This window comes from Viridibacillus sp. FSL R5-0888 (assembly GCF_038009105.1).
Taxonomy (GTDB): Bacteria; Bacillota; Bacilli; order Bacillales_A; family Planococcaceae; genus Viridibacillus; species Viridibacillus arenosi.
In genome coordinates this window covers 2,101,983-2,126,613 of record NZ_JBBPAU010000001.1, presented here as the reverse complement: position 1 = coordinate 2,126,613, position 24,631 = coordinate 2,101,983, and the positions used below count along the sequence as shown (strand labels likewise).

Annotated in this window: 24 protein-coding genes; 4 read left to right on the top strand and 20 right to left on the bottom strand. The window is 35.9% G+C overall.

The annotated features are described in order from the left end of the window. Positions 1 to 36 precede the first annotated feature (36 nt). From ilvN to MKY02_RS10545, 6 genes are all read right to left on the bottom strand, one after another. Positions 37 to 549, bottom strand: a complete 513-nt coding sequence (ilvN, locus tag MKY02_RS10570) for an acetolactate synthase small subunit (RefSeq protein ID WP_038181999.1) — start codon at positions 547 to 549, stop codon at positions 37 to 39. After that, a complete protein-coding gene (gene ilvB / locus MKY02_RS10565) occupies positions 546 to 2,300 on the bottom strand; it encodes a biosynthetic-type acetolactate synthase large subunit (protein WP_076065118.1) in 1,755 nt (584 codons plus the stop codon). The genes ilvN and ilvB overlap by 4 nt, the downstream gene beginning before the upstream one ends. Before the next feature lie 330 nt (positions 2,301 to 2,630). Then, positions 2,631 to 4,298, bottom strand: a complete 1,668-nt coding sequence (gene ilvD, locus MKY02_RS10560; protein WP_076065013.1) for a dihydroxy-acid dehydratase — start codon at positions 4,296 to 4,298, stop codon at positions 2,631 to 2,633. A gap of 15 nt (positions 4,299 to 4,313) precedes the next feature. Continuing rightward, positions 4,314 to 5,213 (bottom strand): branched-chain-amino-acid transaminase, encoded by a 900-nt coding sequence (ilvE, locus tag MKY02_RS10555; RefSeq protein ID WP_038182004.1) that lies wholly within the window; start codon positions 5,211 to 5,213, stop codon positions 4,314 to 4,316. A 301-nt stretch (positions 5,214 to 5,514) separates the two neighbouring features. After that, positions 5,515 to 6,861 (bottom strand): D-arabinono-1,4-lactone oxidase, encoded by a 1,347-nt coding sequence (locus MKY02_RS10550; RefSeq protein ID WP_076065012.1) that lies wholly within the window; start codon positions 6,859 to 6,861, stop codon positions 5,515 to 5,517. Further along, positions 6,849 to 8,024 (bottom strand): alanine racemase, encoded by a 1,176-nt coding sequence (locus MKY02_RS10545; protein WP_076065011.1) that lies wholly within the window; start codon positions 8,022 to 8,024, stop codon positions 6,849 to 6,851. Before MKY02_RS10545 ends, MKY02_RS10550 begins: the two co-directional genes overlap by 13 nt. Positions 8,025 to 8,416: 392 nt before the next feature. On the opposite strand from MKY02_RS10545, the gene MKY02_RS10540 reads away from it, so the two are divergent. Both MKY02_RS10540 and MKY02_RS10535 read left to right on the top strand, forming a co-directional pair. Next, positions 8,417 to 8,977 carry a cysteine hydrolase family protein gene (locus MKY02_RS10540; RefSeq protein ID WP_076034845.1) on the top strand — a complete coding sequence of 187 codons (561 nt, stop codon included), beginning with the start codon at positions 8,417 to 8,419 and terminating at the stop codon, positions 8,975 to 8,977. Positions 8,978 to 9,041: 64 nt separating this feature from the next. After that, a complete protein-coding gene (locus MKY02_RS10535; protein ID WP_038182014.1) occupies positions 9,042 to 9,290 on the top strand; it encodes a GlsB/YeaQ/YmgE family stress response membrane protein in 249 nt (82 codons plus the stop codon). Between the two features lie 498 nt (positions 9,291 to 9,788). On the opposite strand, the gene MKY02_RS10530 is transcribed toward MKY02_RS10535, so the two are convergent. Together MKY02_RS10530 and MKY02_RS10525 are read right to left on the bottom strand one after the other, a co-directional pair. Beyond that, positions 9,789 to 10,484, bottom strand: coding sequence for a lytic transglycosylase domain-containing protein (locus tag MKY02_RS10530; protein WP_038182017.1), 696 nt, complete (start codon positions 10,482 to 10,484; stop codon positions 9,789 to 9,791). A gap of 45 nt (positions 10,485 to 10,529) precedes the next feature. Continuing rightward, on the bottom strand, positions 10,530 to 11,966 hold the full coding sequence (locus MKY02_RS10525) for an MDR family MFS transporter (RefSeq protein ID WP_038182020.1): 1,437 nt from the start codon (positions 11,964 to 11,966) through the stop codon (positions 10,530 to 10,532). 209 nt (positions 11,967 to 12,175) lie between these two features. On the opposite strand from MKY02_RS10525, the gene mscL reads away from it, so the two are divergent. Next, complete coding sequence (gene mscL, locus MKY02_RS10520; protein WP_038182025.1) at positions 12,176 to 12,550, top strand: large conductance mechanosensitive channel protein MscL; 375 nt, start codon at positions 12,176 to 12,178, stop codon at positions 12,548 to 12,550. A 44-nt stretch (positions 12,551 to 12,594) separates the two neighbouring features. Here the strand turns inward: mscL and MKY02_RS10515 are convergent, their stop codons facing one another. The 4 genes from MKY02_RS10515 to MKY02_RS10500 all read right to left on the bottom strand — a co-directional run bounded on the left by MKY02_RS10515 (position 12,595) and on the right by MKY02_RS10500 (position 13,950). After that, positions 12,595 to 13,191, bottom strand: coding sequence for an SCO family protein (locus MKY02_RS10515; RefSeq protein WP_038182028.1), 597 nt, complete (start codon positions 13,189 to 13,191; stop codon positions 12,595 to 12,597). Positions 13,192 to 13,285: 94 nt separating this feature from the next. After that, positions 13,286 to 13,411, bottom strand: coding sequence for a YvrJ family protein (locus MKY02_RS10510; protein ID WP_076034843.1), 126 nt, complete (start codon positions 13,409 to 13,411; stop codon positions 13,286 to 13,288). 72 nt (positions 13,412 to 13,483) lie between these two features. After that, complete coding sequence (locus MKY02_RS10505) at positions 13,484 to 13,705, bottom strand: DUF2922 domain-containing protein (RefSeq protein WP_076065010.1); 222 nt, start codon at positions 13,703 to 13,705, stop codon at positions 13,484 to 13,486. Between the two features lie 23 nt (positions 13,706 to 13,728). Then, positions 13,729 to 13,950, bottom strand: a complete 222-nt coding sequence (locus MKY02_RS10500; protein WP_038182034.1) for a DUF1659 domain-containing protein — start codon at positions 13,948 to 13,950, stop codon at positions 13,729 to 13,731. A 115-nt stretch (positions 13,951 to 14,065) separates the two neighbouring features. On the opposite strand from MKY02_RS10500, the gene MKY02_RS10495 reads away from it, so the two are divergent. Next, a complete protein-coding gene (locus MKY02_RS10495; RefSeq protein ID WP_051448632.1) occupies positions 14,066 to 14,494 on the top strand; it encodes a DUF2621 domain-containing protein in 429 nt (142 codons plus the stop codon). A 49-nt stretch (positions 14,495 to 14,543) separates the two neighbouring features. Here MKY02_RS10495 and MKY02_RS10490 read toward each other — a convergent pair whose 3' ends face one another. From MKY02_RS10490 to MKY02_RS10455, 8 genes are all read right to left on the bottom strand, one after another. Continuing rightward, a complete protein-coding gene (locus MKY02_RS10490; protein WP_038182039.1) occupies positions 14,544 to 15,035 on the bottom strand; it encodes a CcdC family protein in 492 nt (163 codons plus the stop codon). Between the two features lie 22 nt (positions 15,036 to 15,057). Next, positions 15,058 to 15,420: a response regulator gene (locus tag MKY02_RS10485; RefSeq protein ID WP_076034842.1), complete on the bottom strand. Its 363-nt coding sequence runs from the start codon at positions 15,418 to 15,420 to the stop codon at positions 15,058 to 15,060. Positions 15,421 to 15,480: 60 nt separating this feature from the next. Next, complete coding sequence (locus MKY02_RS10480) at positions 15,481 to 16,191, bottom strand: cytochrome c biogenesis CcdA family protein (RefSeq protein ID WP_038182042.1); 711 nt, start codon at positions 16,189 to 16,191, stop codon at positions 15,481 to 15,483. A 674-nt stretch (positions 16,192 to 16,865) separates the two neighbouring features. Next, positions 16,866 to 18,653, bottom strand: a complete 1,788-nt coding sequence (locus MKY02_RS10475) for an ABC transporter ATP-binding protein (protein ID WP_340708996.1) — start codon at positions 18,651 to 18,653, stop codon at positions 16,866 to 16,868. Beyond that, on the bottom strand, positions 18,646 to 20,406 hold the full coding sequence (locus tag MKY02_RS10470; RefSeq protein ID WP_340708995.1) for an ABC transporter transmembrane domain-containing protein: 1,761 nt from the start codon (positions 20,404 to 20,406) through the stop codon (positions 18,646 to 18,648). Before MKY02_RS10470 ends, MKY02_RS10475 begins: the two co-directional genes overlap by 8 nt. Before the next feature lie 350 nt (positions 20,407 to 20,756). Then, entirely contained in the window at positions 20,757 to 21,869 is a 1,113-nt protein-coding gene (locus MKY02_RS10465; protein ID WP_076034839.1) for a Ger(x)C family spore germination protein, read from the bottom strand. Then, a complete protein-coding gene (locus MKY02_RS10460) occupies positions 21,866 to 22,945 on the bottom strand; it encodes a GerAB/ArcD/ProY family transporter (protein ID WP_076065006.1) in 1,080 nt (359 codons plus the stop codon). The genes MKY02_RS10465 and MKY02_RS10460 overlap by 4 nt, the downstream gene beginning before the upstream one ends. A 29-nt stretch (positions 22,946 to 22,974) precedes the next feature. Next, positions 22,975 to 24,438: a spore germination protein gene (locus MKY02_RS10455; RefSeq protein ID WP_445329607.1), complete on the bottom strand. Its 1,464-nt coding sequence runs from the start codon at positions 24,436 to 24,438 to the stop codon at positions 22,975 to 22,977. Positions 24,439 to 24,631 lie beyond the last annotated feature (193 nt).

Sequence of the window (24,631 nt, the reverse complement as noted above, 5' to 3'; positions counted from 1 at the left end):
CCTGATTGTTTTAATAGTTTTTTTAGAAGCTTTTTATTATAAAATCGAAAGTTGCGCTGTTGGTTTTACTTGTGCATCACGTACAAACGCTGTAGCACCAGTACGTGTTAGCTCTTTAATACCATATGGCTGGATCAATTCAATGAATGCGTCAATCTTCTCTGGGTTTCCAACAATTTGATAAGTTACAACATTTTTACCCATATCGATAATGGAACCACGGAAAGGCTCGACAATTGAGTTAATCTCCATGCGCAAATTCGGTGGAGCAACAACTTTAATTAGTGCAAGCTCACGTATAACAATTGATTTGTCAGTGATATCATTTACTTTTATCACATCAATTTGTTTTGAAAGCTGTTTGACCAATTGTTCAATTTTATTTTCATCCTCTACATGTACGATGAAAGTCATTTTTGAGATACCCGGTTGTTCTGTATGACCAACCGTGATACTTTCGATGTTAAACTGTCTTTTCATGAGTAAACCTGTGACGCGATTTAATACACCACTTTGGTTGATCACAGTTACTGTAATAACTCTTTTCATCCTTTTTTCACCCCAATCATTTCATCTAATCCTTTACCAGGTGCTACCATTGGATTAACAACTTCAAGTTGTTTTACACGACAATCGATTAGTACTGGCTCATCTGATAACAGTGCTTCAGTCAGTATATTTTCAGCCTCATGGATTGTATTAATGCGGTAACCCTTCACACCGTAAGCTTCAGCTAGTTTCACGAAATCTGGCTGAACTGGCATTAAGGAAGATGAATAACGCTCTTCATAGAACGTTTCTTGCCATTGACGAACCATCCCTAAACAGCTGTTATTTAAAATAACAATTTTCACTGGTAAGTTAAATTCTTTCAATAGTGCAAGTTCTTGAGATGTCATTTGGAAGCCTGCATCACCTACAATAGAGATAACTCTTTGATCAGGTTTAGCAAATTGAGCTCCAATTGCAGCTGGGAAGCCAAAGCCCATTGTTCCTAGTCCGCCAGACGTTACCCAATTGTGGTCGGTTTTAAATTTGTAGTATTGTGCTGTCCACATTTGGTGTTGACCTACGTCTGTTGTGACGATCGCTTCACCATTTGTAATACGGTTTATTAGCTCCACAGCTTGTTGCGGATAAACTGTATCTGGCTCTTTTGCGTCATACCATAATGGATATTCCGCTAAGCATTCTGCCAAATACTCGTGCCATAGCAACGTATCAGGTGTTTCAATCTCTTGTTTCAATAGTGCTTTTAATGCTTCTTTTGCATCTGCAACAATTGGAATATCAGTTGGAACGTTTTTTCCAATTTCGGCTGGATCAATATCGATATGAATTATTTTCGCTTTTTGAGCGAATTTGCTTAGATCTCCTGTAAGGCGATCATCGAAGCGTGCCCCTATATTGATAAGTAAATCACAGTTACTAATCGCCATATTAGACGTAAATGTCCCGTGCATACCTGCCATTCCTAAGAAAAGCTCGTGTTCACCGTTAATACTGCCAAGTCCAAGTAAAGTATTAGTTACCGGAATATTGTGTTTTTCAGCAAATTCAGTTAATTCAACTGATGCATCTGCCGCTAGTATTCCAGCACCTGCTAAGATCAAAGGTTGTTTTGCTTCACCAATAGCTTTCACTGCTTTTTGAATTTGCAAAAAGTTCGGATGCAATGTCGGCTGATAACCTGGTAAATTAATCGGTGCATTATCATCTACTTCCGATTCGAAGATGGTATTTGCAATATCTTTTGGAATATCAACAAGTACTGGTCCTTTTCGACCAGTTGAAGCAATGTGGAATGCTTCCTTTACGATTCTTGGAATATCGTTAATGTTCTTCACTTGATAGTTATGCTTTGTAATCGGTTGAGTGATGCCAACGATATCAGCTTCTTGGAAAGCATCGGTTCCAACAACTGTTGTTGCAACCTGACCTGTAAAGACAACAAGTGGAAGAGAATCCATCATGGCATCTGTAATACCTGTTACAAGATTTGTAGCTCCAGGTCCAGACGTAGCAATTACGACTCCTGTTTTTCCTGATACGCGAGCATAACCTTCTGCGGCATGAATTGCCCCTTGTTCATGTCTGGCGAGTATATGTTTAATCGGATCTTTGTATAGTGCGTCATATAATGGTAAGACAGCACCACCTGGATATCCGAAAATAATTTCAACATTTTGTTTTTTTAACGATTCGATGAACAATGCAGCACCATTTTGTTGCTTTTTAATTTCTTGTTTGGCCTCTTCCGGTGCTGATTCTCTACTCTTTAGTGGAACTTGTGCATTCATCATATAACTCCTCCCTAATTTTTTATATAAAAAAAGCCCATTTCTCCGCACGCAAAGAAAACCTTTACGTAGGGATGAAAATAAGCTTTTCATGGTACCACCCTTGTTCATAGTCAAAAGACTACCTCTTGAATAGACGAATCTATTCTTTATCTAACGAGCGCAATTGGTTGCGCCCGGGGTTACCTAATTACTTGCGTGTTTAGCAACCCACTCCGAGGGGATGTCGGATATAGTTGTATTACCGGCTCCCAGCACTACCGGCTCTCTGTGAATACTAAAATCTATAACCTTTAACCTCATCAACGATTTCTATATTTAATTGTCATACTAAATTTTCATTACGCCACCTGTAGAAGCGCTCGTTACAAGCTTCGAATAACGTGCTAAGTAACCTTTTTTAATCTTTGGTTCGAATGGTTTTAAATTTTGCTTTCTTTCCGCTAAAATTTCAGCGGAAACTTGTAATTCTATCGTACGGTTTGTTAGATCAATAGAGATTATGTCACCATTCTCTACTAATGCAATCGGCCCACCATCAGCCGCCTCTGGAGAAATATGCCCGATTGATATACCTCGTGAAGCACCTGAGAAACGACCATCTGTAATAAGTGCTACCTCTTTACCTAGACCACGTCCCATAATAGCAGAAGTTGGTGCAAGCATTTCAGGCATTCCTGGTCCACCTTTAGGTCCTTCATAACGAATGACTACAACATGACCTGCTTGAACTGTGCCATTATCGATGTTTTCTTGAGCTTCCTCTTGAGAATCAAAGACAATAGCTTCACCTGTGAATTCTTTGATAGACGGATCAACAGCACCTACTTTAATAACAGCACCTTCAGGAGCAATGTTACCGAAAAGTACTGATAAACCACCTACAGGACTATATGGATTATCTTTTGTACGTATGACATCTGTATTTGTAATTTCATGTCCTGCTACATCTTCAGCAATTGTTTTACCTGTGATAGTGATTCGATCTTTATGAATTGCCCCATCAATTTTACAAAGCTCGTTGACGATTGCACTAACACCACCTGCAAGATGAACATCATGCATTGAATAATTTGAAGCTGGCATTATTTTCGATAAATATGGTACGCGTTCAGCTACCTTATTAATATCTTCTATGTTGTAATCGATTTCTGCTTCATGAGCGATTGCTAATGTATGTAATACAGTATTAGTTGAACCTCCCATTGCCATATCAAGGGCAAAAGCATCATCGATTGTTTCTTTCGTAATGATATCGCGTGGTTTTAAATCATCCTTGATCATTTGGACTAAATATTTTGCAGCGTCTTTAATTAATTGATGACGTGCATCAGAAGTTGCTAAGATCGTACCGTTGCCTGGTAAAGCCATTCCTAGCATTTCCATTAGAGAGTTCATAGAGTTTGCCGTAAACATCCCTGAGCATGAGCCACAAGTCGGGCACGCGTTATCTTCAATGTCCTTTAATTGCTCTGCAGTCATTTGACCGCTTTTATAAGCACCAACGCCTTCAAATACAGAAGTTAATGAAAGTTGCTCTCCAGTAGAAGAAACACCAGCTTCCATAGGACCACCTGATACAAATACAGAAGGAACATTCGTACGAACAGCTGCCATCAACATTCCTGGTGTGATTTTGTCACAGTTTGGAATGTAGAATACACCATCAAACCAGTGTGCATTAATAACTGTCTCTGCAGAATCTGCGATTAGCTCTCGGCTTGGTAATGAGTAGCGCATTCCGATATGGCCCATAGCGATCCCATCGTCTACACCGATTGTATTGAATTCGAATGGAATCCCACCCGCTTCTCGTATCGCCTCTTTAACAACTTCAGCAAACTTTTGAAGATGAACATGACCTGGAATAATATCAATGTAAGAATTGCAAACTCCTATAAATGGTTTATCTAAATCTTTTGTTTTAACACCTGTTGCATATAGTAAACTTCTATGCGGAGCACGATCGACTCCCTTTTTTATCATGTCACTTCTCATATTAAACGCCCCTCATTACACTACTGTAGTTTTTTCGTCGTAAGCTTTCACGCCATCTTGTTCAACGATTGCACGGAAACCCTCTAAAATGTCATTCGTCACTTTACCAGGTGTACCGTCGCCAATGACACGGCCGTCTACTTTCACCACAGCGATTACTTCAACAGCTGTACCTGTTAAGAATACTTCATCAGCTACATATACATCATGTCTAGTAAACACACCTTCAGTTGCTTCGTAACCTTTTTTAGCAGCAACTTCTAAGATTGCATTACGCGTAATTCCTTCTAAAGCACCGATATAACCTGGAGGTGTGATTAATTTATTGTCTTTAATGATAAAGATATTGTCGCTTGAACCTTCAGCTACATAACCTTCACCATTCATCATTAACGCTTCAGAAACACCTGCTAGGTTAGCTTCTATTTTAACTAAAATATTATTTAAATAGTTTAATGTTTTCGTTTTTGGACTTAATACATCAGAACGGTTACGACGGCTTGAAGCTGAAACAATTTCAATACCAGTTTCGTAAAGCTCTGCTGGGAATAAAGCTAGTGGCTCAGCGATTACAATTACACTTGCTTGCTTACAACTTCTAGGATCTATCCCTAAGTTACCAACACCACGTGAAACGATTAAACGGATATAAGCACTTTGTAGAGAATTTACTTTAATAGTTTCTTTCACTACTTCAGTCATTTCTTCGATTGTGTATGGAATTTCAAGTAAAATGGATTTTGCTGATTCATAGAGTCTTACTAAGTGTTCCTCTAAACGAAAGATATTTCCGTTATATGAACGAATACCTTCAAACACTCCGTCACCATATAAAAAGCCATGGTCATAAACTGATACTTTCGCATCTTCCTTCTTAACAAAATCTCCATCAAGATAAATTAACTGGTTTCCCATACCTATCACTCTTTCTTTAAATAACATAGTCACGTTTTTGAATGTTATCTCAAACGTTTTTTTAAATTGTTGCTATCATAGTACGTATTTGAACCCACGTCAACCTTATTTTTTGAATTGTTTATCAATTTAAAATATTTAATTATTTGTGTATGCGTTTTCATTCCCTTTTAGTTTGGTTTTAGCTGAATTATGAACATTTTTTAAATTTTTTGAAGAATTTATAAATTGCATTAATTTAGATATAAAAAAAAGCCCCATCCCATTGTTATGTTATGAATGGAGTGGAGCTCGGAAGGCGTTACATTATTAGACTTTTGCACTCTACTTTTGTAAACAACGTCTTAAAATAAGCTGTCATGAAAACGTCATTTGGATCATATTTGTCACGCTGCTCTAAAAATTTTGGCAGATTTGGATATAATTCTAGCATTCTTTCAGCGGTTAATGCATTTACTTTACCGAAATGAGGTCGACCGTTATACTTCGTCATTAGATGTTGCACCCATCTAAAATAAGGCTTCTCATCCATCCCCTTATACATATGAAATGCTAAAAATGCTGATTCTACTCCTCCTGTAGGACTTAGATATCCCATCTCACCTGACGCCGTTCTGCATTCAATCGGAAAATGTACTCGGAATGGATGTGATAGTAACGTATAATGTATCTCTTCCATACATGCTTCAAAGTGTTCTAATGGTATCGCATATTCACTCTCTAAAAACTTAACATGACGTGGTGTTGGAAAAATTTCATAGCTAAGTCCTGTTTTCATACCGTTTGGCACACTTGATGCAGAAATTTTACTGACGAGAGCTGTTCTTTTTGGCTGTTTACGGCATAGCTCTGACATCAGATAAAACAAACCATTTTCCACAAATTGAGTTTTGACGCTTTCAATCACTTTGGACGATTTCGATTGTTCAATTATTGGAATCATGTTCATCATTTTCACTTGTACTTTCTCACTACCGGGGAAGTAAAACCATTCTAAATGACGATTCTCTCGTATCATTTGTGACCAATCCTGTAATGCTACTGGTAATATGGATTGTGTTGAAACACATTTCAAGCTATATAATGGCACAGTTTGAAGTGTCACTTGAACAAGAACCCCTAATAAACCAAGTGATAAATGTAAGGAATTGGACAATTCATCATCTGCCCTTTTATGTTCATGATATTCTCCTAGTCCGTCTACAAACCCCCAAGCAATCACTTGATTTGAAATGGATCCAAGTGTGATTCCTGTACCATGTGTTCCAGTTGAAACAGCTCCCGCTATTGTTTGCTCCTGAATATCCCCCATATTCTGAAGTGCTAGTCCGTAATCCTTTAGCATTGGCCCAATTTCATATAAATAAGTTCCTGCCCATAAAGTTACTTCCCCTGATGCCTGATCAACATTGATTAATCCTCTCATATTGTGTAAAGATACAGCTATATCATCAGGCATTGCTACAGGGCTAAAAGAATGTCCTGCACCAGTAACTCGAAGCGTTTGACCATTTTCACTCACCTTTTTTATTATCTGCGATAGATGTTCAGTAGAAAGTGGTAATAAGGATCTAGATGGTTTACTGACCACGTTGCCTGACCAATTTGTCCATTCCTTTTGATCAATCCAATCTTTTACAGAAAACATTTCCCGTCCCCCCTATAAGTTGCAAAACTATTTATATATCGATCTTTTCGTTTCGCTTCCAGACAAAGAAAGCGCTCACATAACTCTCCTGCCTTAGCATGACGAAAATAGATTTTATCGCCAATATTTATTTGATGACCACTTCGTACATTAAGAGGAGTTTGCACCTCACCAGCACCTTCTAAATCATAAAAACGATAATTTTGTTCGTCATAGGGTACTGGCTGTTTGTCCCTGCCTATTGAACCAGAAGCGATATATCCTCCTCCATGACAAACAACGATATTCGGTTCAGGATTTCTCGTGACACGTAACGCAAAACCAGCTGCTGGTTGTAAATTCAATGTATGATAGTGATCAAAAAGTGCTGGTGCAAAAAATGCCGATCCTACTGTCACCTCAGTCACTTCTTCTTGAGCCGCTGTATATTGTAAGCTCCCTGAACCTCCTCCATTAACAATTTCTATCGTTGAAAAGCGTGTCAATAGCTCCTCAACAGCTTGTTTACGAAAGACTGCCAACTTTTTCTTCGAGTTATTTTTCAAAAACCGGATCATCGGTGCTTGCAATTTTTGAAGTGGTTTATCGATTACTCCAGCAATTTGCGCCTCATATCCCATCAAGCCCTTCACTACAACATTTGGAAACTTTGTTACTTCTGATAGAAATTGTGTTAGTAGCGGTAAAGAATGTAAAGATGAACGCCTTGTCCCAAAGTAAATAAAGGGGGTTTTCATTGAAAGATTGATATCGATACAAATATGTAAAGATGTGTCGTATTCACTTGCAATGTCTTGCAAGAATTGAATTTGTCTCACATCATCTACCATAAAGGTAATGTCCTTTCCATCTTTCACATGTGTTACAAGCTTTCTAGTACTCTTCGGTTCGAATATGGGGTAGCCAATAAGAAAATGATCAAACCCCTCATTTATCAAATACAACGTCTCTTCTGCAGTAAAAGTCATCCAACCCGAAAAAGATTGTAATTTTGAAGCAATATAAGTGAGAAGATCTTTCGAGCGAATCGATTTTGTCGCAATTCGAATGTTTTTCCCGTTTGTATGTTGATTGATAAAATCAATATTTGCGTCAAGTGCGTCTAAATCAATCCACGCAAATGGACACTCTAAATGTTCAAAGGCACGATCAAACGTTGACATTGCCTCACACCCTATCTATATATTAAAAAACAAAAAATGCCCATTTAGCGAGGAACCCATCTAATAATGATGTTTTACTTTTCCAGCTAAAAGGACATTTGAATAATCCTAATCATAATCATAATCATTTTCAACTTGTCAGCGACTAACGAATCTCCCATAAATCCACAGTAAGATTTAAGAAGAAAATTGTGTGTATAAGAACAAATACTAATCCTTGTTTATTAAATTTCTTCTTTAAGGTTTGATTCATAAGTATTTCCCCCTTCTTTTTCCATATTATAATCACAAACAACTTATTTTGCAAAAATTCAAACTTATAAGTTTAATATGACAATTCCACCTCTCTATGTAATGATATATGTAAAGGCATGTTTGGAGGTCATAATAATATGAAGAAAGCTTTACTTGTAATCGATTATACGAATGATTTTGTGGCGGAAGATGGCGCTTTAACTTGTGGAAAGGCTGGTCAAGCAATCGAACAAACCATAGCTTCACTAACAGAACAATTTATCAAAGATGGAGAGTTCATCGTTTTTTCTTGTGATCTACATGAAGCAAATGATGACTATCATCCAGAGTCTAAACTGTTCCCTCCTCATAATATTCGAGATACTGAAGGAAGAGAACTCTTTGGTTCATTAGAAAAAATCTTCAAAGATTATCAAGATCAAAGTAACATTCTATGGATGGATAAAACACGCTACAGCTCATTTGCTGGTACAAACTTAGATCAGCTTTTAGCTGAAAGAGGCATTCGAGAAATTCACTTAGTAGGTGTTTGCACAGACATTTGTGTACTACATACTGCAGTAGATGCATACAACAAAGGATTCAAAACTTATATCTACGAAAATGGTGTTGCAAGCTTTGACGAAAATGGGCACAAATGGGCGTTAAACCACTTCAAAAACACACTTGGTGCAGAGGTAATTGCTTTTAAAAAATAAAAAAGGTTTAAATTCACTCCAATAGGGCTATACGAATAATATACATCTAAAGGAGTGATCATAAATGAGTGTTATTTTATATTTAATCGTAGGTGGATTAATCGGCTGGGTTGCTGGCTTAATATTAGGTAAAGATATACCCGGAGGAATCATAGGTAATATGGTTGCAGGGATTTTAGGTTCTTGGCTTGGTGGGAAATTGCTTGGTTCATGGGGATGGGAAGTTCAAGGCTTCTACGTATTCCCTTCAATTATCGGTGGCGTGATTTTAGTTTTCGTCGCAAGTTTAATTTTAAGAGGCATGAACAAGTAATGAGCACATGAAAAGGATAGACGAGGCAAACATTATTTTCCTTATCTATCCTTTTTGTATTTATAATCTTCTCTAGTTGCAAATGTTTTTCCAAAGGTATTTTATAAATTGAACCTATCTTTAATTATTGAAGCAACGTTTTCAGCACTCAAATTTGTATTATTAATTTTTCTTCTTGATTTCATCAGCATCTGAATTCAACCTGTAATTTGGCATTGTTCTTCTTAAATCAGTATAAAATACATCCCCCTGCTAATTCTCTTTATTAATAAAGTAACTTACTACTCAATCCTCACTACAGTCATAGAACATTCGACATTCACCTAAAACAATCCTTTTTAGTTTAATCATCTATCTCAACATTCATAAAATACTCACGTTTAGCAATCTTAATCTTAATAAGTTTACTCATATCTTTAATAACAAAAGAGCACACCACTATGTAAACAGCGGTGTGCTCTTTTTAATTTTTTCTATAGAGAGCTAATACTACTAACTCTATTTTTTTGAAGCCTCTAAAGCGATTTTACTATTAAAAACGAGCTCTTTTTTATGTTTATCATAGAGTTTGTAATAATAGAGTACATTCTCTACGTATACGTCATCATGATTATAATGATATACAGCTTTTTTTATCTTACCATTTGCTGCGCCACTAGCGGCTAAATAATTGGCAGCACTATAAATAGCATCTTCAATATTATATGGATCTGCTTGTCCGTCCCCATTTGCATCTACACCATAACCACCATAACTTTTAATAGTTTTAGGATCAGTCAATTCCTTCTTTTGAATATTGCCTTTTCCAAGGTCTTTACAAGAAGGATGATTCCAGCCAACAAAAGTACAAGGCATAAATTGCATATGACCTACCGCTCCAACGGGTGATTCTAACGTTTTCATAGTCGAAAATCGTGTTTCAATGCGGTGATGTGCAGCAAGTAAAGTCCATGGAATATGGTATTTCTTTGCCGCCTTCTGATAAATCGGAATATACTTATTCGGAATTTCAATATCAAATGCTGGTATATCTTTCATATCTTCAGTACCAAGTTTTTTAATAATCGGCAGCTCTTTTAACTGCTGCCACATGATGATTGTCGTTGTATAAAGTGCAATCGATACCGGGATTAGTAAAATGATCAGCCAGAGCTTCAATTTCATATGCAATTGTTGCTTCTTTTTATTTACCATTTTCTAAACACCTATCATCACATTATTAAGGAATATTATCGACTATTAGATTGGTTTCTTTTTAGCTATAAAGAACGCTAACACAAATGCGACAATCGCAAATGCAAAAGAACCTGAATATACGACACGAATACCGCTAGCTATTATATCGACCAGTTGACCAATTTCTTCACTAGAAAATATATTTGTATCAAAATGACCATTTAAATTGATGTCGCCTTTACCAAAGCTAGCTAATTTTTCACTTGTTGCTAGATTAAACAACATACCAAAAATTGCGGCTCCAACGGATTGACTAAATGTATTAATGAAGGAATTCAAGCCAATAGATGTTCCCAACTGATCTCTTTTAGCAGAAGTTTGTACAGCAATGATTAACATTGGTGCTATTAAACCCATACCAACACCTAATAACCCTGTTCCAACATAAACAAGTATTTCATTTGAATCAGCAGATAAAGTAGTTAAGATAAATGTAGCGATTACTAACAATCCTGTACCAATTTGAATAATTGTTTTAGTTGTTAAACGCCCTATTAAATTACTCCCTAAAATTGCCCCTACTGTCCACATAACAGATAATGGTGTCAACATTAAACCAGCTTGCGTAGCATTCTTACCAAAAACCGACTGTGCAAAAATAGGCAAGTATGCCGAAATACTAATGACAATGGCCATTACAAATAGCGTTAAACCATTTACTATATTCAAGCGGCGATTTCTGAATAAAGAAAGGGGTACAATTGGTTCTTCTGCCTTTAGCTCTACTCGAACAAATATGATTAGTGCAATAGCCGCTACTGCATATAAAATAATTGATTTAGAACCGAACCAATTTTGTGTATTGCTTCCCTCAATAATCGTATAGAGTAATGCAACCATCCCAATTGAGAAAAATAGCGCTCCAGCATAATCGATTTTACGCTTCGCAGTTTGCACTTCTTCCTCGTAGTATTTAGCAATCATGAAAATAGATCCTAAACCAAACGGTATATTCAATAAGAAAATATAATGCCATGTTAATTGGTCAACAATAAAGCCACCAACTAGTGGTCCTATTACACCCGAAACGCCCCAGACCATACTAATCCAACCTTGGCCTTTTGCACGTTTTTTTTCAGTGTCAAATAATTCTCCGACAATCGTTAAAGTGATCGGTAAGATCGAACCTGCTCCAATCCCTTGAATTGCACGGAATACGATTAACTGCTCCATCGACTGTGCTAAACCACATAATAATGAGCCTAATAAGAAAATGGATATCCCAATGATGATCATCTTTTTTCGACCAAATAAGTCAGCTAATTTACCGAATATAATCGTCGCAATAGCTGATGTCAGTAAATAAGCTGAATAGATCCAACTAATTAACTCAACGCCTGACAAATCGGTAGTAATACTTGGAATTGCTGTTGCAACAATGGTACCTTCAATCGCTGCAAGTGCCGTTGCAAGTAATACAGCAATAAATACTTTATTCATAAAAAACCTCAATTCTAAAAAAAGTTATACAGTCCTACTAAATAAAATATTATAACACGAAAACAAAAAATTACCTAAATGAGTAATTTTCCGCTAGTTTCTGACAAAGAGGTTTGATACTATAAAAAAATGGGTATTAGTATAAATGTACATAACAACCATTTTACTCTCAATTTGTTTACCCAATTATTTAGGAGGTACATATATATATGTGGGAAGATTTTAAAAAGTTCGCCTTAAAAGGCAACGTAATAGATTTAGCCGTAGGGGTTGTAATCGGGGGGGCATTCGGAAAAATCGTAACTTCGTTAGTAAATGATATTATTACTCCGATAGTCTCTTTATTACTTGGCACAGTATCATTCACTGACTTACATTACAAAGATATAAAATACGGGAACTTTATCCAAAGTGCACTAGATTTCTTCATCATCGCTTTCTCAATTTTCATGTTCATTCGAATCATTTCTAAATTGAGCCTCAAGAAGAAAAAAGAAGAAGTTGTTGTTGAAGCACCACCAGCACCTACTACTGAAGAATTATTAAAAGATATTCGCGATTTATTAAAAGACAAGCAAGCATAATATAGACAAGAAAACGAGCGACTCAATAAGAATCGCTCGTTTTTTTATTTACCATCTTCAATTATTGTTTCCATATCGACGGCAATTGTATCGAAAGGTACATCTTGTGCACCACTATAGTTTTTAACAACAACACCATTTTGATCAACTAAGAAAAAGCTTGTACCGTGGATCACTTGGTCATCTGCTGGATTGTCTTTTACTAACGTTTTAAATGATTTTAAAGCAAAGTCTGCAATTTCATCTTGTGAATAACCAGTTAAAAATTCCCATTTAGAACTATCTGGAACTGGGTAGCTGTTCAAGTATTTGTTTAATACTTGTGGCTTATCGACTTCAGGATCAACACTAAATCCAACAATCTTATAGTCTTCTAACCCTTTGTCTTGGAAAGATTTTTGAATATCCGTCATATTCATCGTCATCGGTGGACATACAGTAGTACATCTTGTGAAAATGAACATACCTAACCAAGGTTTACCTTTTAAAGAATCTAACGATACTTTTTCATTGTTCTGATTGGTATATTCAAATGGTTCTACTTTCCAATCTGTATCCGCTTTAAACTTCCCGTTGCCACAAGCAGATAATACTAATACAAATATTAATAATAATGGCAATGTTAAATGTCTTTTTTTCATGGGTGATTCACTCCTTCATACAAACAATCTTAACGAATTGTATACAATAACACAAGAAGGCTGTACTATTCGTTTAAGACGAATTTGTGAAGGATTATGTTTTTAAAGAGACTAGCACATCGTGAATCGATTCTAGTTTAGACTCCACACGGTGCATCAAGTAAAATGATACAACAATAGGAAAGCCTACTTCCTGTATAAACGTCAGCCATTGCTCCATCTCATTCCCCCCTTTGCAAATAGAAAAGATTGCCCCATCAGCCTTGATGGCGAACGAGACAATCTACTATGCTTATGCTTGTACTTGATATTCAGTCACTTGGCGATCTACTATTTGAGCGCCTTTAATCGTTGCTATAGGCTCGCCGTGCACTAAAAATACAGCACTATCGATTATAGCCACCATCGCATCACTAATTTCCTGTTCGGTCAGTGAGTACTTTGGAGCATCGACGTTTAGCGTATAATTTTTGTCACCTGCAGTTTTAAATTGTAACTGTAATACTTTTGCCATTAATAATCCCTCCCTTTCTTAAATTAGTTACTTAGTACTTCTTGTAATTCATTAAACTCAACTTTGCTCATAGCATTGCTTGTTAAACCGGCAATTACATTTGACACTGTTACTAATGCTTCTGCTTGTACACCTTTCTTAATATTGTTGTACGTTTTCTTCTTTTCTACTGGCTCTCCCTTGTCATTTGTACCTACTACGAATGACAAGCGCAGTGTTGCGTTACTAAAATTAAAAGTCGCCATGTTGTTCCCCCCTTTCACTAATTAAATAGAATTTTTTAAAAGAAAAGGAGACAACAGGTGAATTTTTTTCAACTTCCTTTTATAATGGTAGAAGAGTATAGAAGAGGTGAGAGGTTTGTTAACTGGCTGGTTTCTGTGGTTTATATTAATTTGGGTAGTTTTATTCATAGGCTTGATGGCAATTGGCGGATTCTTTATGTTCCGTAAGTTCTTAAAAAGGATGCCTAAAGAAGATGGTAAATCTGCTATGGATTGGGAAGAACATTATGTTGGTGAGACAATCCATTTATGGGGTGACGACTCTAAAGCTTTATTAACAGAGCTTGTAAGTCCTGTTCCTGATTTATTTAGACCTGTTGCAAAGCAAAAAATAGCAGGCAAAATTGGAGAGTTGGCATTAGAGGAAAAAGCGTCATCTATTTCATTTGATTTAATTATTAGAGGATATATCATCGCCTCCCCTAAACGAGATCATAAATTTTTACGTAAAAAATTAACTCAAATGAAAATCGATACAACACCGTACGAACATCTTCTTGATTAGGTAATAAATAAAAAGGTTCTTCTCCATTTCACATAGAGAAGAACCTTTTTTATTTTGCATTTAATTGTTTTTCAAGCTTTTTATAACGAACTAACATCGCAATTCGCCATGGAACTATCATTGAAAATGCTAAAATCCAGAACATGCCGCCAAGTTCACCTAAATGGAATGCACCACTTAGATAAATTTTCGCCACTGTACGGACAATCAATAAACCAGCTAAAATAAAGAAAAATGCTTTAGACGGCTTTAAAAAGATGTCATCTTCAACAATATGAAATTTCGATGTCGCGATTAATACAGTTGAAAAGATAATACCTACTATAATTGCTTCTAACACTTGTGTCCAAGGTACTCTGAAATATTCAAAGCAAAACATTAAAGCACCAGTAGACATCGCAATCGGTGGGATAATGATTTTCTTAGCACTAGCAGGTTTTTTAGCCGATTTGGCTCTCACTGTCATCGCCATAATCCCCATAAAGACAACAGCGACAGTTGAGCCTATGACCATATATTGAGAAGGAATTGAACTCAACATAATAGACCCTCTCCTAACATAACTAATATTCCACTACTTTTACAATCGTAGACATTAAGCGTTGCTGATCAAAAGGTTTCGTAATAAAATCCTTAGCACCAAGCGAGAGTGCCTGTAAAATCATCTTTTGCTGCCCTAATGCACTGATTATAATAATTTTCGCATCAGGAAATTCTTCGATGATCACTTTCGTTGCATCTAAACCCGACATAACCGGCATTGTTACATCCATCGTTACAACATCTGGTAATAATTCACGATACTTTTCAATTGCTTCTCTGCCATTAATCGCTTCGCCAACGACTTCATAACTTGAATCCGCTAACATCGTTTTTATGGCATGACGCATGAACATCGTGTCATCTACTACTAATACCTTCGTCAAACACTCAACCCCTAATTTGAAACTAAAAATACTATACTACTAATAAGTGTAGTAAGCCAATTAAAATCCCATGAAATCACCGAAAATTGGTTGTAATAATCTAATAATCAGTGTCATTCCATCAAAGTATAATAATATCCCAACAATTATCATCACATAACCGCCGATTTTAACGATTTTCTGACTATGATTACGAATCCAACTTAATTTTGTCATAAAGAATGATAAAAGGAAAAATGGAATAGAGAAACCAAGACTATATGTTAGTAGATACCAAATACCTGAACCTGGATTTGTACCCGCTAACGACAGAATACCACCTAAGATAGGTCCAGTACAGGGAGTCCACCCCGCAGCAAACGCTAAACCAATTAAGAAAGAACCAATGTAACCTGCTGGTCTATTTTTAAATTGGAATTTGCGATCTTTCATTAAAAAGTCCGGTGTAAAGACGCCAATAATCATTAGTCCAAAAATAACAATTAATATCCCACCAACTTGACGAATCAAGTCATCGTATTTGAAGAAGAACCCTGAAAGATAAGATGTAGTTAGCCCTAAAATGAGGAAGATCATTGTAAATCCTAGTAAGAAAAACAATGTGTGCAAAATGGCCGTTTTTTGAAGCATTCCTTTGTCATTCTTTAACTTATCAAATGACACACCTGTTATGTAAGATAGAAATGCTGGATAAAGCGGCAACGTACATGGTGAGATAAAACTAAGAATACCTGCACCAAATGCTAAAAAATAGTTAAAATCAGTATTCATATTTGTTGTCGCTCCTTAAAGTTTCTGTACCCATCGTACCAAACTTTTCAAGAAATATCTTTTCTTTTGTCTGTGAATTTTTCATGACAAAATTATGCAATGAATATAGCGATAGCTATTTAAGAAAATATGATATATAACTATGAGAAAAAACTCGCTTGATTGGGGTGCCTCTTTGGCGCTACTCGGCTTCCCTTTAGCGTTGCTCGGGCTCCTTTTAGCGCTACTGGTGCTCTTTAGCGCTGTTCGGGCTCCCTTTAGCGCTACTCGCAATCCCTTTGGCTCTACTCGGGCTCCTTTTAGCGCTACTCGCAATCTCTTTAGCGCTACTCGGACTCCTTTAGCGCTACTCGGGCTCCTTTTAGCGCTACTCGCAATCTCTTTAGCGCTACTCGGACCCTTTAGCGCTACTCGGGCTCCTTTTGGCTCTACTCGCAATCTCTTTAGCGCTACTCGAGCTCCTTTTGGCTCTACTCGCAATCCCTTTGGCTCTACTCGGGCTCCTTTTAGCGCTACTCGCAATCCCTTTAGTGCTGCTCGGGCTCCTTTTGGCTCTACTCGTGCCCTTTAGCGCTACTCGCAACCTCTTACCCCTACTCAACTCCTAAAATCCCCACAAAAAAATCCCCACAAAGCCGCTAACTACCAACAGCTTCCTGGAGACTATACTTGCACTATCCTACTTCTTGAACTAATCCATTTTGTAACTGATACATCTTATGATACAAGCCATTTTTAGCAAGTAACTCTTGATGTGTTCCTCGCTCGACAATTTCACCATGGTGGAGCACTAATATTTGCTCGGCATCTTGTATCGTACTTAGGCGATGCGCGATGGCAATTGTTGTACGACCTTGACGCATTTTGTCGAGACTTCCTTGAATGGCTACTTCAGTTTCTGTATCGATTGTTGCTGTTGCTTCATCTAATACGAGCACTTTCGGATTCGTTGCAATAGTTCGCGCAAATGCAATGAGCTGCCTTTGCCCACTTGAGAATGTGGAACCACGTTCTGACACTTGATGTTTATAGCCATTTGGCATGGATTCGATAAATTGATCTGCTTGCACAAACTCTGCTGCAGCTTTGACATCTTCTTCCGACAGGTTTTCATTAAAGAGTTTGATATTACTTTCAATATTTCCGTAAAACAAGAATGGATCTTGTAATACTAGACCCATCTGCTGTCTCAACGTTTGTTTCGGGAAATTTTTAATCGACTGCCCATCTATTAAAATCTCTCCTCTTTCAAACTCGTAAAATCGCATTAATAGGTTAATAATTGAACTTTTTCCGCTCCCAGTATGACCGACAAGCGCGACCGTTTCACCAGGTTTAACGGTAAATGAAATATTTTTCAAAACATCAGTCTTACCATCATATGAGAATGTTATATTTCGGAATTCAATATGACCGTCTGACATTTTCACAGAAGAATCATCGAGTTGCTGAGGATCTAATTCCTTGTCGTCCAATAATGTAAAGACGCGTGATGCAGAAACAATCGCTTGCTGGAAAATTGAAAGTCTTTGCATGACTTGATTAATCGGTTCAAAAAAGCGATTAATATAGCTGACAAATGCATAAATGACACCGATTTCTACCGGTTCACTAAAGGATGTTATCCCAAAAAAGCTCAACATTAAAATTAGACCAAACGCATACACCAAGTCAATGACAGGTCTTAATAATAAACCATCTAGTTTAATACTACTCATCACTGCTTTATAATGCTTTTCATTTATCTCGTCAAACTCATCTCGGAAACGTTTTTCCTGACGAAATGCCTGCACAATCGACATACCAGATAATGATTCTGCAAGTTTGGCATTTAATTGACTCAGTCTTTCACGCATATCCATATAATAAAAGGCACTATATTTTCTATAAATATAGACAATACAGAAAAGAATAGGTAGTAAAATAACTGTTGCTAATGCCAGTTTCCAGTTTAATGCAAACATTGCAATATATACTCCGATGACTAAAAAGCCACTTTGTACAAAGCCAATTAATACACTAACGAACATATCCATAATAGCTTCCGTATCATTCGTTACACGAGATACGATACTACCAGCTGGTGTTTTATCAAAATAGCGCATACCTAGTTTATGAACCTTTGTATAGACATCTATTCGTAACTGCTGGATTACTTTAAGAGCTAGCACATTGAAACGAAGCATCTGTAAATAACTAATAATGGAATTCAATATTTGAATGCCAATGTATACCGCAGCTAAGGTGATTAACGTATTTGTTGGGAAATGACGTGGTGTTAAATAATCATCCATAAATATTTTAATTAACAATGGTCCGAGTATATCGCCGAGAACAGTAATTAAGAGCAACATTAATGCAATCACAATGGACTTTTTATGTGGTTTCAAATATGTAAGGAGTCGCTTTAATACTTGCCACTGTTCCTTACCTGTTAGGGTGATTTTTTGTTCTTCATTCATGTTGACTCACCCCCTCTTCAACCTGTTGTTCAAGTTGTTGTAATCGATACATTTCGAAATAACGACCTTTAAGTGCCATTAACTCTTCATGTGTTCCCTTTTCTACAACTGCCCCTTCATGTAAAACAATGATGAGATGCGCATGGACAAGTGCACTTAATCGGTGGGACGTAATAATTGTCGTAGCGTCTGTTCTAGCTTCTTTTAATGACTCTAAAATGGCTTCTTCTGTCTTTGCGTCAACTGCTGATAAAGAATCGTCTAATATGAGCAGTTCAGGCTTCATTAACAACGCTCGTGCAATCGATATCCGTTGTTTCTGTCCTCCAGAAAGTGATACTCCTCGCTCTCCGACGACGGTATTGTAACCTTCCGTAAAGCGCAATATATCATCATGAATTTGTGCAATTCGCGCAGCATTTGTCACTTCATCTTCACCAACATCCGGGTTTGTAAAAGCTATATTTTGATATAAGGATGCAGAGAATAAGAAATGCTCTTGCGGCACATAGCCAATTGCTTCGCGTAATTTTATTGCTTGATAATCTCCTATGACATGCTCTCCGTAACGAATCTCCCCATCGTAGCCGTCAAATTCACGCATTAATAGTTTTAATATCGCAGTTTTACCTGCTCCCGTCTTGCCGACAATACCGAGTGTTTCACCACGTTTCAACTTGAACTGTACATCTTTTAATGCCGGTGTCTCATCACCAGGGAATGTAAATGAATTAATATTAAACTCGATATCCCCATGTGGTCGAATGGATAATGCATCTTCTTTATCTTCAACATCCATTTTCTCCGATAATAGATTTTGAATTCGGTCATATGATGCACTACCTCGCTCCATGATGTTAAAAAGTAAACCAAATGCCAACATTGGCCACACAAGCAGACCTAAGTATGATGTAAACGATACTAAATCGCCAAGTGTCATATCGCCAGCAACGACAAATTTAGATCCAAATATAATCGTTAAGAAAAATGATATACCTACAACAAGTGAAATTGTTGGATCAAATAGTGAATCCACCTTTGCCACTCGTGTATTTTTCGCAACAACTTCGTCAGATAATCGTTTAAAATCTGCGATATCCTCTTTGTCTTGACCAAATGTCTTCATCACTTTTATTCCAGTAATACTTTCCTGCGTTTTATCATTTAAGTCCGAAAACGCGGCTTGCGCATGATGAAAACGTGCATGTAAAAGTTTACCGTAATAATTCGTTGACAGCGCCATAAACGGCATTGGAATTAAAGCGATTAACGTTAGCTTCCAATCGATCGTAATGGCCATTGCCAAGATTACAAAGCCCCCTGTTGTAATAGAATCTACAAGAGTTAAAACACCATTTCCCGCTGTTTGTTGCACAGCTGATACATCATTTGTGGCATGTGCCATTAAATCTCCGATACGACGTTTTTGATAAAAGGACGGTGCCATCGACGTAAAGTGATGAAATAATTTTGCACGTAACCTTTTAGCTAGTGTCATTGACGATCCAAAAATCATAATCCGCCAATAATAGCGAATCACATACATCAATATTGCAGAAGCAGCTAATAGACTCAACCATTTAACTAGCGAGCCCACAGTTAAGTTGCCACCGCCAATTTCATCGACAACAACACCAATAATTTTTGGCGGTACTAACTGTAACATTGCCACCATGATTAAGAGCGAAATTCCCACTAAGTATTGCTTCTTACGCTCTTTAAAGAACCAACCTAATTCAAAAAACACCTTCATCTCTATTCACCTTCTTTTCTTCACAAATACCAGTTTATCAAATATTCTGAAATGATTGAAGATAAAAAATAAAATAATTTCGGTTTCCTAAATATTTTTTTATTTTTCAATTCATTTTAAAATGCCCACAAAAAAATAACCCTTTATTATTTATAAAATCATAAAGGATTACCTATAGTTTTCACATCATTTATTCAATTAGATTTACGGAAGAAACTTAAACCAAACCCATCTTGAACTACCAGAATTAGCAATTGAACCAACTATTCCAATAATTCAAGTGTAATAAAGGTAGATTAAATTTAATACGATAAACCGTTTATGTGCAATTTCAAAAGAAAGTGTCAAATTCATTTTAAAGTACCTGTACTAATAATAGACGTTTTAACATGGACATCCACATTTAACTTAGCAATGGTTTTTTCCGTCAGTTTTTTATTCCATTCCCCTTTGTAATACATTCGAAAATTTTCACTTAGACCAATTGGGTCGATCTTCAAACCTTTAAGTTTGTCTAAAAAATCTTCAATGTCTTTACTCAGTTGTTTATCAATATCATCTTCTAGAATTGCTATACTTTTTGGCGTATTCAATTCATGCTCTCTTTTACCTTTATATTCACTAAGCGTTCCTTTTACATTTAATGTAATAGTTAGCTTTGGAGAATCATGGTTTTTATTACTTTTTACTTTAACCTTACTTTCAATTAAATCGAGCATGACTACTTCTTTGCCATTACCTTTATTTAAATCTAATGGTAATGGTGCAAGTTTCTTTTTACCTTGTAATGCTTGAATAATGAGTGCTTCACTTGGTGTAATACTCTCGAACATATTTTTATTCTTGAACAAAGCAACTCCCTTAATCTCTATTTTATCGTCGACTTTTTCTATTATCGGAATAATCGGATCAAATACTGGATTTGTTAACGTGTATATAAAATCATGAATATTGGTATTCGGATTAAAAGCAGTATTGATACTAGGCAGTAATAAATCATTTAAATAAAAGTTGATATTTGGTTTGTCCAAATATTCGCCCTTTAACAAATCTTCTCCATTTCCATTAACTACTGCAATAAGTACTTTATTACCTACTTCAGCATCTCTATATAAATTTTGAATGACTTTCTGCACTTTTCCCTTTCGTGCATATTCCTCATTAATAAGAACAACACGTAATTGGTTTAAAATAACTTTTTTATCTGAAAGTTTCTCAATTTTAACAATTCCCTTAGAAACTAAGTCTGTTTTCACTGAGAAAATCTGTGTATTCCGTTGCGCTTCTGGCGAATATTGTGGAATCGCTACGGTTAATTTAGTTGTATCTTCGTCTATATAGTCAAATGCCATTATACCAACCATACCTACTTCTTCTAATGGTACTTTTACCTCTTTCTCTGAACAACCTACCAAAAAAATGAGTACAAAAACAGTAGATATCAATATAATTTTTTTGCTCATGCTTGCACCTGCTTTTTTCTAAGTAAATGTACTATGGCCAAAAAAATCGGCCAAACTACTATCACATATCCAACATAGTTGCTTGCTGAAAATAATTTTTCTTGGAATTCTTGAGGAAATGGCATCTTCACAATCAGGAAAATAATTAGTGCAAGAATGTAAATATAATTTTTCTTTTCTTTAGATAGTAATGAATCCATGCCTCTTTTCGCGCACCATAAATATACTGTAACTGTAGACAAAATTAGAAATACCCACAGTGTCATTCCTATAATATCGATTCTTTCAATAAAAGAAAATTCTCCAGCTTTAAACAAATTTAATACCGAAAACTCTACATATTTTAACTGCCATTCTGAAAAATACATCACACTTACTGCAGTTGTTATAAAACAAAGAACTATGCTTATCCAGATCCCTATTAATGCATGTTTATACGCTTTTTTTTGATCTATAATATTCGGGAAATAAAACATAATTAATTCATAGCCTAAGATAGATAAATAACCTTTTTTCATCGCATCATAAAATTCTTTGCTATTAAAATTGAATATAGGAAGAAAATGACTCACATCTCCTTTTTCAATTGCCCAACGAAGAAAATAAACCATAGGCAGAGTTATAAAAAAAGTTAAGATGCAGAACCTTGCTACAGATCTAATCCCTCCACGGACTATATAAATAAGTAATAATAGAAAAAAGAAAGCAGGTGCAGTAATAGTTTGCTCTGGAAGTGCTGTACTTTGTATAAGATGTAAATAACTACTGATAATCCCTGCTGAAAAAACCAAAAATTGCAAGACAATAAATAAATTGACACACTTCCCTAACAATTTCCCTAATAGTATTTCATTGATCCGGAATAAGTTTTCATTAGGATACTTACTATTAATCCATATCATCGGTAATAGTGTTAGACTTGCAATTATCCCAAAAAGGATAGGAAAAAGTGTTTGACTATAACCTAAAGCACTCAGTTTTTGAGGTAGAGTGAGTATTCCAGTACCAACCATTACGCTTTGCACCAAAAAGATAACATGATATCTATTTAAAAATTTCTGTTTGTTTGTACTCAACTTAATCTACCTCAATTCTTTTGTAACATTTACTTTTTCTGTGATTTTGAAATGCCCGTCTTACTTTTTAATAATGCAGTCGGAAATCTTATAATACTATCCAACAAATCTGAAGCCTTTCTAGGAATAATGGGTGCCAAATACGGCGTTCCCAAAGATTTTAACCCTTCTAAATGTGTTATTAGCCAAGCAAATGCCAACATTTGTCCAAACAAACCAAACAAACCTGCAGATAAAATAAAAAAGTATCGAATAAATCTACTTGTATTACTCATTAAAAAAATTGGAGGAAGAAATGAAAGTAATGCAGAAGTTGCAACCAATACTACAAGTATATTACTTATTAATCCGGCTTCTACCGCTGCAGTTCCAATTACAATACCTCCTACGATACCTATCGTTTGCCCTACTTTAGCGGGCATTCGTGATCCAGCTTCCCTTAATACTTCTATGATTAATTCAATAAACAATACTTCAAAAAGTGGTGGAAATGGAACTTTGCTTCTTGATTCTTGTAGATTTAGAAGTAGTTCATATGGAAGAATCTCGGGATGAAAAGTTAATGCAGAAATATACATAGGTGTCATCATGATTGTTAAGAAAAACCCAAAAAATCGCAGCATTCGAAGTAAAGACGCCGTTGTCCAACGATTGTAATAATCTTCAATAGAGATAAACATTTCAAAAAATGATGTAGGACAAACGACTGCAGCTTGACTATTATCCATGAAAATAACAATTCTGCCATCAATAAGATATCGACTAATACTATCCGGTCGTACACTCATGTAATACTGTGGGAATGGTGATAAAGGATTATCTTCAATTAATTGCTTTAACACGGAAATATCCGTAAATGAAGGATAATCAATTTTATTGATTCGCTTTTTTAAAGTATCTAAACTCTCCTTATTTACAGTATCCTCCATGTACATTATTGAAATTCTTATGTTAGCTTCTGTTCCAATGGTTTGATCTTCATTTTTCAACTTCGGATTTTGAATACGTCTTCTAACTAAAGATATATTTGTCTCTAATGATTCTGAAAACGCATCTTGTGGTCCAATAACCGTTGACTCTGTCATCGTACTCGTTATAGCACGTGTTGGCGCACTATATGTATCAATAGTTAATATTGTATTTGTTTCATGAAAATACAATAGCGTTTGGCCAGAGTCTAACTTTGCAGTAACACCCTTGAGATCAGAAGCGTCGATTACTTCAGATACTTGGTGAATTTGATTTATATGATTAGCTAAAGGTATAAAAACCATCGATTGCAGCGTCATTTTCTCTACAAGTGATGAAGAATAAATAACAGTAACAACGCCTTCATCTGTAGGAATTTTTTTGAATAAAACATCATCTACATTGCGTGTATTTTTCTTTAACGTTTCAATGGTTTGCTCAGCCTGATTTTTCTTGTTATTAGACTTTTTAATAAGCTGTTCAACTTTCGTGGTACGGACCAATTTAAATTTCAAAAGTACCACACGCCTTTCTTAAATATTTAAGTAGTTTGCCCAGTTTTTAAAAAATGTATGCCTGAAGTTTAATTGGAAATATAACTAGATATTAATACAACCTTATTAGGTACTTGAAAGTAGTAATAACTAATCAATAGTTCCATAAAAAATAGAAATCTATAAACTAGAAGTTAGTTCGTAATAGTTGAGTTAATTGTTA

What these genes read in the sequence shown, in the direction of transcription:
- ilvN (WP_038181999.1), bottom strand. Translation starts at nt 549, where the DNA reads ATGAAAAGAGTTATTACAGTAACTGTGATCAACCAAAGTGGTGTATTA.
- ilvB (WP_076065118.1), bottom strand. Translation starts at nt 2,300, where the DNA reads ATGAATGCACAAGTTCCACTAAAGAGTAGAGAATCAGCACCGGAAGAG.
- ilvD (WP_076065013.1), bottom strand. Translation starts at nt 4,298, where the DNA reads ATGAGAAGTGACATGATAAAAAAGGGAGTCGATCGTGCTCCGCATAGA.
- ilvE (WP_038182004.1), bottom strand. Translation starts at nt 5,213, where the DNA reads ATGGGAAACCAGTTAATTTATCTTGATGGAGATTTTGTTAAGAAGGAA.
- MKY02_RS10550 (WP_076065012.1), bottom strand. Translation starts at nt 6,861, where the DNA reads ATGTTTTCTGTAAAAGATTGGATTGATCAAAAGGAATGGACAAATTGG.
- MKY02_RS10545 (WP_076065011.1), bottom strand. Translation starts at nt 8,024, where the DNA reads ATGTCAACGTTTGATCGTGCCTTTGAACATTTAGAGTGTCCATTTGCG.
- MKY02_RS10540 (WP_076034845.1), top strand. Translation starts at nt 8,417, where the DNA reads ATGAAGAAAGCTTTACTTGTAATCGATTATACGAATGATTTTGTGGCG.
- MKY02_RS10535 (WP_038182014.1), top strand. Translation starts at nt 9,042, where the DNA reads ATGAGTGTTATTTTATATTTAATCGTAGGTGGATTAATCGGCTGGGTT.
- MKY02_RS10530 (WP_038182017.1), bottom strand. Translation starts at nt 10,484, where the DNA reads ATGGTAAATAAAAAGAAGCAACAATTGCATATGAAATTGAAGCTCTGG.
- MKY02_RS10525 (WP_038182020.1), bottom strand. Translation starts at nt 11,966, where the DNA reads ATGAATAAAGTATTTATTGCTGTATTACTTGCAACGGCACTTGCAGCG.
- mscL (WP_038182025.1), top strand. Translation starts at nt 12,176, where the DNA reads ATGTGGGAAGATTTTAAAAAGTTCGCCTTAAAAGGCAACGTAATAGAT.
- MKY02_RS10515 (WP_038182028.1), bottom strand. Translation starts at nt 13,191, where the DNA reads ATGAAAAAAAGACATTTAACATTGCCATTATTATTAATATTTGTATTA.
- MKY02_RS10510 (WP_076034843.1), bottom strand. Translation starts at nt 13,411, where the DNA reads ATGGAGCAATGGCTGACGTTTATACAGGAAGTAGGCTTTCCTATTGTT.
- MKY02_RS10505 (WP_076065010.1), bottom strand. Translation starts at nt 13,705, where the DNA reads ATGGCAAAAGTATTACAGTTACAATTTAAAACTGCAGGTGACAAAAAT.
- MKY02_RS10500 (WP_038182034.1), bottom strand. Translation starts at nt 13,950, where the DNA reads ATGGCGACTTTTAATTTTAGTAACGCAACACTGCGCTTGTCATTCGTA.
- MKY02_RS10490 (WP_038182039.1), bottom strand. Translation starts at nt 15,035, where the DNA reads ATGTTGAGTTCAATTCCTTCTCAATATATGGTCATAGGCTCAACTGTC.
- MKY02_RS10480 (WP_038182042.1), bottom strand. Translation starts at nt 16,191, where the DNA reads ATGAATACTGATTTTAACTATTTTTTAGCATTTGGTGCAGGTATTCTT.
- MKY02_RS10475 (WP_340708996.1), bottom strand. Translation starts at nt 18,653, where the DNA reads ATGAATGAAGAACAAAAAATCACCCTAACAGGTAAGGAACAGTGGCAA.
- MKY02_RS10470 (WP_340708995.1), bottom strand. Translation starts at nt 20,406, where the DNA reads ATGAAGGTGTTTTTTGAATTAGGTTGGTTCTTTAAAGAGCGTAAGAAG.
- MKY02_RS10465 (WP_076034839.1), bottom strand. Translation starts at nt 21,869, where the DNA reads ATGAGCAAAAAAATTATATTGATATCTACTGTTTTTGTACTCATTTTT.